Consider the following 6,161-nt stretch of genomic DNA (forward strand, 5'->3'; position numbering starts at 1 on the left):
GGCATTTAATTCGACTTTTTCATGATCCTTAGCCTGTAAAGCTTGTAGTATCGTTCCAAAAACTGTCCGGAGTATTGTAATACCAATTTAATGTGAAGTTGCACATATCTCGATCCCCCTCGCATCTCCCTGATAGTCGGGGGAAGAAAGATCGGACTCTTGTCCCCCCCCGGACGCGGGGGGCGCCAGGGTGATCGGATTCTACGGGGCCTCATAAAAAATTGGTATTAGCCGCATTCAGATCCATTGCTTTAATGAAACCATCTTTTCCGTCCATGTACCCTTGAATATTATCAGGGTATTTTTGGGCAAGTTTTCTCTTTAGTTCGCTGTATTGCTGCGCGTCTTCAGGATGGGAAATCATATAATCTCGAAACGCTAAATGGCGCTCTATCTGCGCTGAGTTCACTTCAAACCCGTGAACGTGGTGTGTTCTAATCCCTGCTTCATTACCCTTGCGAAAAAAACGACGGCCCGATATCCCAAACTCACCCATTGCTTCATAACCTAATGCCTCAAGTGCTGAACTCTGTACATCAACTTTAGTAATATCTTTAACCTCAACTAACATATCGATGATCGGCTTTGCATGAATTTGTGGAATGGCTGTGCTACCAATATGATGTATAGCAACCACATTGTCCCTAAGTGCAAGTGCAATCAGTTTCGACTCAGTTTCAAAGGCGCTGCGCCAATTTGGATCGTGCGGCACGACTTCTACTTTGAAAAAACCTACTTTTATTGACATGGCTGATAATTATTTGCTTTCTTTGTCATCTCATTGATTTACGATCGCATTTAACCGAAACAGATTTTATTAGGCCTCATTTTTTACGGGTTGCGCCCAAAGCTATTAAACATACGGACAACGGGGAGGAACTGACTGTTTGGGAGAGAAATTTCAAACCGCTCAATCACCTGATAGTCAAATTTTGTGTAAAATGGCTCTCCCGCTAGCGTTGCAATCATCTCAACTTCCTTAAATCCAGCACGCTCAGCAGCCAGTTCACATACTCGCATAATCTGACTTCCAATTCCTCGACGTGCCTATGCTGGATGAACAAAGAATGCACGAATCTTTGCCGAGTCGCTGTCTGGGTTGAGCAGGCTGTCTTCTGGATTATTTTTGCCTGAATCACCTCCATAAAGCGTTTTACGCTTACTCCAACCACCGCAACCAACAATTTGGTGATTGTTCTGAGCAACAAAGTATGTTTGGTCTTGAATCAGTTGACTGTCAACCCCAAAAACTATGCCCAGTGCGCCTTCAATCTGCTCTGAACTATAGTAGCCTGCTTGCAAAGCTCTAGCAGAATCAGGAATTAAAGTTGTCAGCTTAGGAATGTCTTCTAAGGAAGCTAATCGAATACAAAAATCCATTGAACCGATCGGCTAAACAAATCGCTCTCCCAGTTTGTCACATCCGTGAAAGCGGCAATGCAGCGATCGCCCGTTAGCGAAGCCCTCGAAGAGGATCGCCCACCCCCAGCTTTAAGCCAACACCCAAATATCGAACCCTCCCCCTTTCTTAAACTTTGTGGCAGGCTATGATTGACGGTTGGCAGCTTTTGAGAATCTAAATGCTAAACACAAATACAATTATTTCCAGCCTGCTGTTATTTATCCCAGTTTCCATCGCCGGACACTTTCTCGGCTGGGAATCTTCCACAATCTTCATCACCTCGGCTTTAGCCATCATCCCCCTAGCCGCCTGGATGGGGACAGCCACCGAAGAAATCGCCGTCGTCCTCGGTGCCAACTTGGGGGGTTTGCTGAACGCTACCTTCGGAAATGCCACCGAACTGATTATCGGCATCGTCGCCCTCAACGCCGGACTAATAGATGTTGTCAAGGCCAGCATCACCGGTTCAATTATGAGCAACCTGCTGCTGGTGATGGGATTTGCGATGCTGCTGGGCGGCTTGCGCTACAAAGAACAAGAATTTCAGCCGATAGTCGCCCGGTTGAACGCTTCCGCGATGAACTTAGCCGTGATTGCCATTTTGGTGCCGACGGCAGTTAATGCCACCTCTACGGGCATCCCTCCGGAAACTATGCAGAACCTCTCTAGCGCTGTTGCTATAGTCCTGATTGTCGTCTACGTGCTGACGCTGCTGTTTTCGATGAAAACCCACAGTTATCTGTACGATGCAGGGGTGGCAGAAATAGAAATGCTTGAAGAATTAGCCGAAAGTAACTTAGCACCAGACAGTCCTGACCACAAAGTCAATCTGCCGCTGTGGATTGGGGTGCTATTGGCCTGTACCCTGATGGTAGCTGTCGAGTCGGAACTGTTGGTGGGTACTCTGGAAGAAGCGACGGCGCGTTTGGGGCTGACATCATTGTTTACCGGGGTGATTTTAGTGCCGATTATTGGCAATGCGGCTGAACATACGACGGCGGTGACAGTGGCGATGAAAAATAAAATGGATTTGTCGGTTTCTGTGGCCGTGGGTTCCAGTTTGCAAATTGCTTTGTTTGTTGCCCCGGTGTTGGTTTTGGCAGGTTTTGTCTTGGGCAAACCGATGGACTTGAACTTCAACCCGTTTGAACTTGTAGCGGTTGCGGTGTCGGTGCTGATCGCCAATTCTATCAGTTCTGACGGCAACTCTAACTGGCTAGAAGGTACTTTGCTGTTGGCCGCTTATACGGTTTTGGCACTGGCGTTCTACTTCCATCCGGTAATTGAGGGACTTGTTTAAAAGGCTTTCTTCTGCTGAAGGAAGAGGGAAGAGGGAATCAGGAAGAAGGCAGATTTTTTCACTTTCTCTCTCCCCCACTCCCCTACTCTCACTTCTTTCTTCGAGAGTGGTGGTTGCGATCGTACAATTGAAATGTGGCTGCTCTCTAGTTATTAGTTCTGGTCTGTTTGTACATTATGTGCTCTCATCAGGGATTGGTGACCTCGATCGGCTGTGACAAACAACAACACCTTTGGCCTCAACCCGATCATTAGATCGCAGTGCCCCCGGTTATACAAAAACACGGGATTCTGAAGTCAAGCGAGACTAAAGCCTCCCTTGACTTCAGAGACGCTGCAAGATTTCAATCAAGGGTGCTCATGAGTCTTTTACTAGGTGTGCTACGATCGTCATAAGTTGAAAATTGAGTTGGACTAAATAGCCAAAAAGTTCACCAAAGTTAGTCATACTTAACTTGACTGATTAACATTCTGGGCGGTATGATTAAATCAATGCCGAAAAAAAGGCTTAATTATCTGGGAGAGTCAACCGAGCATGCAAGTCAAAAATGACCAGCCTGTCACAAGGTCGAACGGGAGTCCGCGTTTCGTTAAATTGGTTGAAAATAGTGGATGACTCATGGCTAAAAGCTTCAACTAAAATTAATTCAATTAGGGTGGGCTACATCCGAATTAACGCCTGTGGACAAGAAAGAGCCGACTCCCTTGGGTGAAGCAGGAAACAGACCCTTCAGGAGTAATTCTGATTGAATGGTGAGGCTTAAATAAGTTTAGCCAAGTTATCTGTAGCAGTAAACGACGGTCGATTTAAAACTGACCAGCCTATAAAAAGGTCGAACGGGATACCACGATTCGTTAAATTGGTTAAAAATAATGGTTAAACAATGGCTAAAAGCTTCCACAATAATAAATAGTTGTACAGATTTCAAAAATAGGGTGCTGCTCCACCCGAATTAACGCCTGTGGACAAGTAAGAGCCGACTCTCTTGGCAGAAGCAGGAATCAGACCCTCTAGAAAATACTTCTAGTTGAATGGTGAAACTTAGATAAGTTTAGCCAAGTTTTGTATAGCAGTGTCAAAGTAAAACTTGATAGAGCAACCTCAATCAGGGTTATGTGGCTTCTGTGAGTTATTGCCTCAATCCCAAATGCCCGAATCCCTCCGATCCAGCCAACTCTGGCAAATCCGCGTGTATCCACTGCGGGTCAGAACTTTTGTTGCAAGGTCGATATCGGCTAGTCGCGCCTCTCGGAGGCGGTGGCTTTGGTAGAACATTTGAAGTGGACGACAACGGCGCCCGAAGAGTGCTCAAAGTCCTGCTCAAAGAACATCCCAAAGCTGTAGAACTGTTTAAGCAAGAAGCCGACGTATTGGTCAGGCTAAGACATCCAGGTATTCCAAAAGTCGATCGCGACGGTTATTTTACATTTACGCCAGCTCACAGCACAGAGTCTTTTCACTGTCTGGTGATGGAGAAAATTGCTGGGGCCAATTTGCAAGACTGGCTGAAACATCGGGGCCGCCCCATCAGTCAAGAACAAGCTGTGAACTGGCTCAAACAACTGTCGGAAATTTTAGACCAAGTTCACCGCCTCAACTATTTCCATCGGGATATCAAGCCGCACAATATTATGTGCAAGCCAAACGGGCAGTTAGTGCTGATTGACTTCGGGACTGCTCGGGAAGTGTCGGCGACTTATTTCGCTAAGGTGGGCCAGGGGCAAAATGTGACTGGTATTGTTTCCCCCGGCTACACGCCGCCGGAACAAACTAATGGCAAGGCTGTTCCGCAGTCAGATTTTTTTGCTCTGGGGCGCACTTTTGTTTATTTGCTGACTGGGAAGCCGCCGACAGCGTTTCCAGAGAACCCGCGCACGGGCAGATTAATGTGGCGCAAAGGAGCTCCTCAGGTTTCCGACGCCGTGGCTAATGTGATCGATTACCTGATGGCGCCTTTTCCGGGAAATCGACCTCAAAGTCCGCAGATGGTTTTGCAGTGCTTGGAGGAAATTAATCTTGACGGCGCGGAAAGTCAGTTGCCGACTCAGTTGCCGACGACCGGGCAAACTAAACTTCGCGCAACTTCCGGGGCGTCTGAGGCGAAGAAGCAGACTTCTGTAAACAGGCTCAGACCTCTGAATTCGGGATTGAACAAGACCGGCAAAGAGGTTTTTGATTGGAAAAAGAAGTTGCTGGCGGGCACTGCTGTTTTGATGCTGGGTATTGGCGCGTCTCAAATTTACGGTTCGCTGCGTTACGGGGTGTTTCCGGCAAACCCGGTGTGGCTGCTTTCTACTTTACCTAGCACTCAGTTTTTGCAAAGAAGTTTGGATAATGTCGGGAGTGTAAATGCGCTCGCCCTGTCGCCTGACGGTCAAACTTTGGTGAGCGCAAGCTTTGGGACGATTAGAATTTGGAATGTGAGGACGGGACGCCTGGTGCGGACTCTCAATTCGGTGCATTCTAAAAAATCGGTCAAAACGCTGGCGGTGAGCCCGGACAGCTCGATTTTGGCCAGCGGCGGCGACGACAATAATGTGATTCTCTGGGATTTGAAGACGGGGCGGCGGACGCGGACGATTGCCGCTCACACAGCCGCCGTCAACGAGATCGCTTTTAGCAGGGACGGTCAAACTCTCGCTAGCGGCAGCGATGACAAAACTATTCGCTTGTGGAATGTCAGAACCGGCAGCAGGTTGCGGACTTTGAGCGGCCACGCCGGAGGAGTAAACACCATCGCTTTGAGCCGAGACGGTCAAACTCTCGCTAGCGGCAGCCAGGACAAGACTGTGCGTTTGTGGAATCTCGCCACCGGAGAAGTCAGAAGAATTATCACAGGTCACCGGGGCCCGGTTACTGCTGTGGCTTTTAGCCCGAACGGGCAAATTGTGGCTACTGCTAGCACCGACAATACGATCCGTTTGTCGAACGTGCAAGACGGGAAGCGCACCCGCACTTTTAAAGGGCATTCGAGCTGGGTGAGGACGATCGCCTTTAGCCCGGACAGCCGTACTTTGATCGGCGGGGGCGGAGATATTATAGTTTGGGATTTGAAGACAGGAAAAGAAAGAAGCACTCTTTCTGGTCACAGCCAGTTTGTGAGTTCGCTTGCTATTTCCAGAGATAGCAAGACTTTTGTGAGCGCCAGTCCCGATCGCACTATTAAGATTTGGCGAATGCCATAGTCCTAATATTTTAGATTTTAGATTTTACATTGAAGAGTCGAGGCGATCTAGAAATCCCATCCCGACTCCGACGTGGAAGTCTGGGCATTGCCCGCCCTACAACTGTTACTTGCCGCAATTGGCAAAAGTAGAAAACAGGTTAAATTCTGTAACCCTCCACGCTTGCCACGTCTGCGCCCCAGCAAAAAGACTGTACCTAGGGCTTGCTGAAAAAGTAAGAAAACAGCATTTAGAAAGATGAATGAACTCGCGAATCCCTTGATAATATAAGCTT

General features: G+C 47.9%; 5 protein-coding genes. 2 read left to right on the forward strand and 3 right to left on the reverse strand.

The window, feature by feature from the left end:
* Positions 1-211 precede the first annotated feature (211 nt).
* From QUA70_RS27715 to QUA70_RS27725, 3 genes are all read right to left on the reverse strand, one after another.
* Entirely contained in the window at positions 212-748 is a 537-nt protein-coding gene (locus tag QUA70_RS27715) for a GrpB family protein (RefSeq protein ID WP_333336103.1), read from the reverse strand.
* A gap of 83 nt (positions 749-831) precedes the next feature.
* Positions 832-1,020: a hypothetical protein gene (locus QUA70_RS27720; RefSeq protein WP_333336100.1), complete on the reverse strand. Its 189-nt coding sequence runs from the start codon at positions 1,018-1,020 to the stop codon at positions 832-834.
* A gap of 27 nt (positions 1,021-1,047) precedes the next feature.
* On the reverse strand, positions 1,048-1,380 hold the full coding sequence (locus QUA70_RS27725; RefSeq protein WP_333336097.1) for a hypothetical protein: 333 nt from the start codon (positions 1,378-1,380) through the stop codon (positions 1,048-1,050).
* A gap of 200 nt (positions 1,381-1,580) precedes the next feature.
* Here QUA70_RS27725 and cax point away from each other — a divergent pair, with 200 nt between their 5' ends.
* Both cax and QUA70_RS27735 read left to right on the forward strand, forming a co-directional pair.
* Positions 1,581-2,702, forward strand: a complete 1,122-nt coding sequence (gene cax / locus QUA70_RS27730) for a calcium/proton exchanger (protein WP_333329390.1) — start codon at positions 1,581-1,583, stop codon at positions 2,700-2,702.
* 1,115 nt (positions 2,703-3,817) lie between these two features.
* The gene (locus QUA70_RS27735) at positions 3,818-5,887 is read left to right on the forward strand and encodes a serine/threonine-protein kinase (protein ID WP_333350980.1); all 2,070 of its coding nucleotides are present in this window, start codon (positions 3,818-3,820) and stop codon (positions 5,885-5,887) included.
* Positions 5,888-6,161 lie beyond the last annotated feature (274 nt).

Source organism: Microcoleus sp. LAD1_D5 (assembly GCF_036702115.1).
In the GTDB taxonomy this organism is placed as follows: domain Bacteria; phylum Cyanobacteriota; class Cyanobacteriia; order Cyanobacteriales; family Microcoleaceae; genus Microcoleus.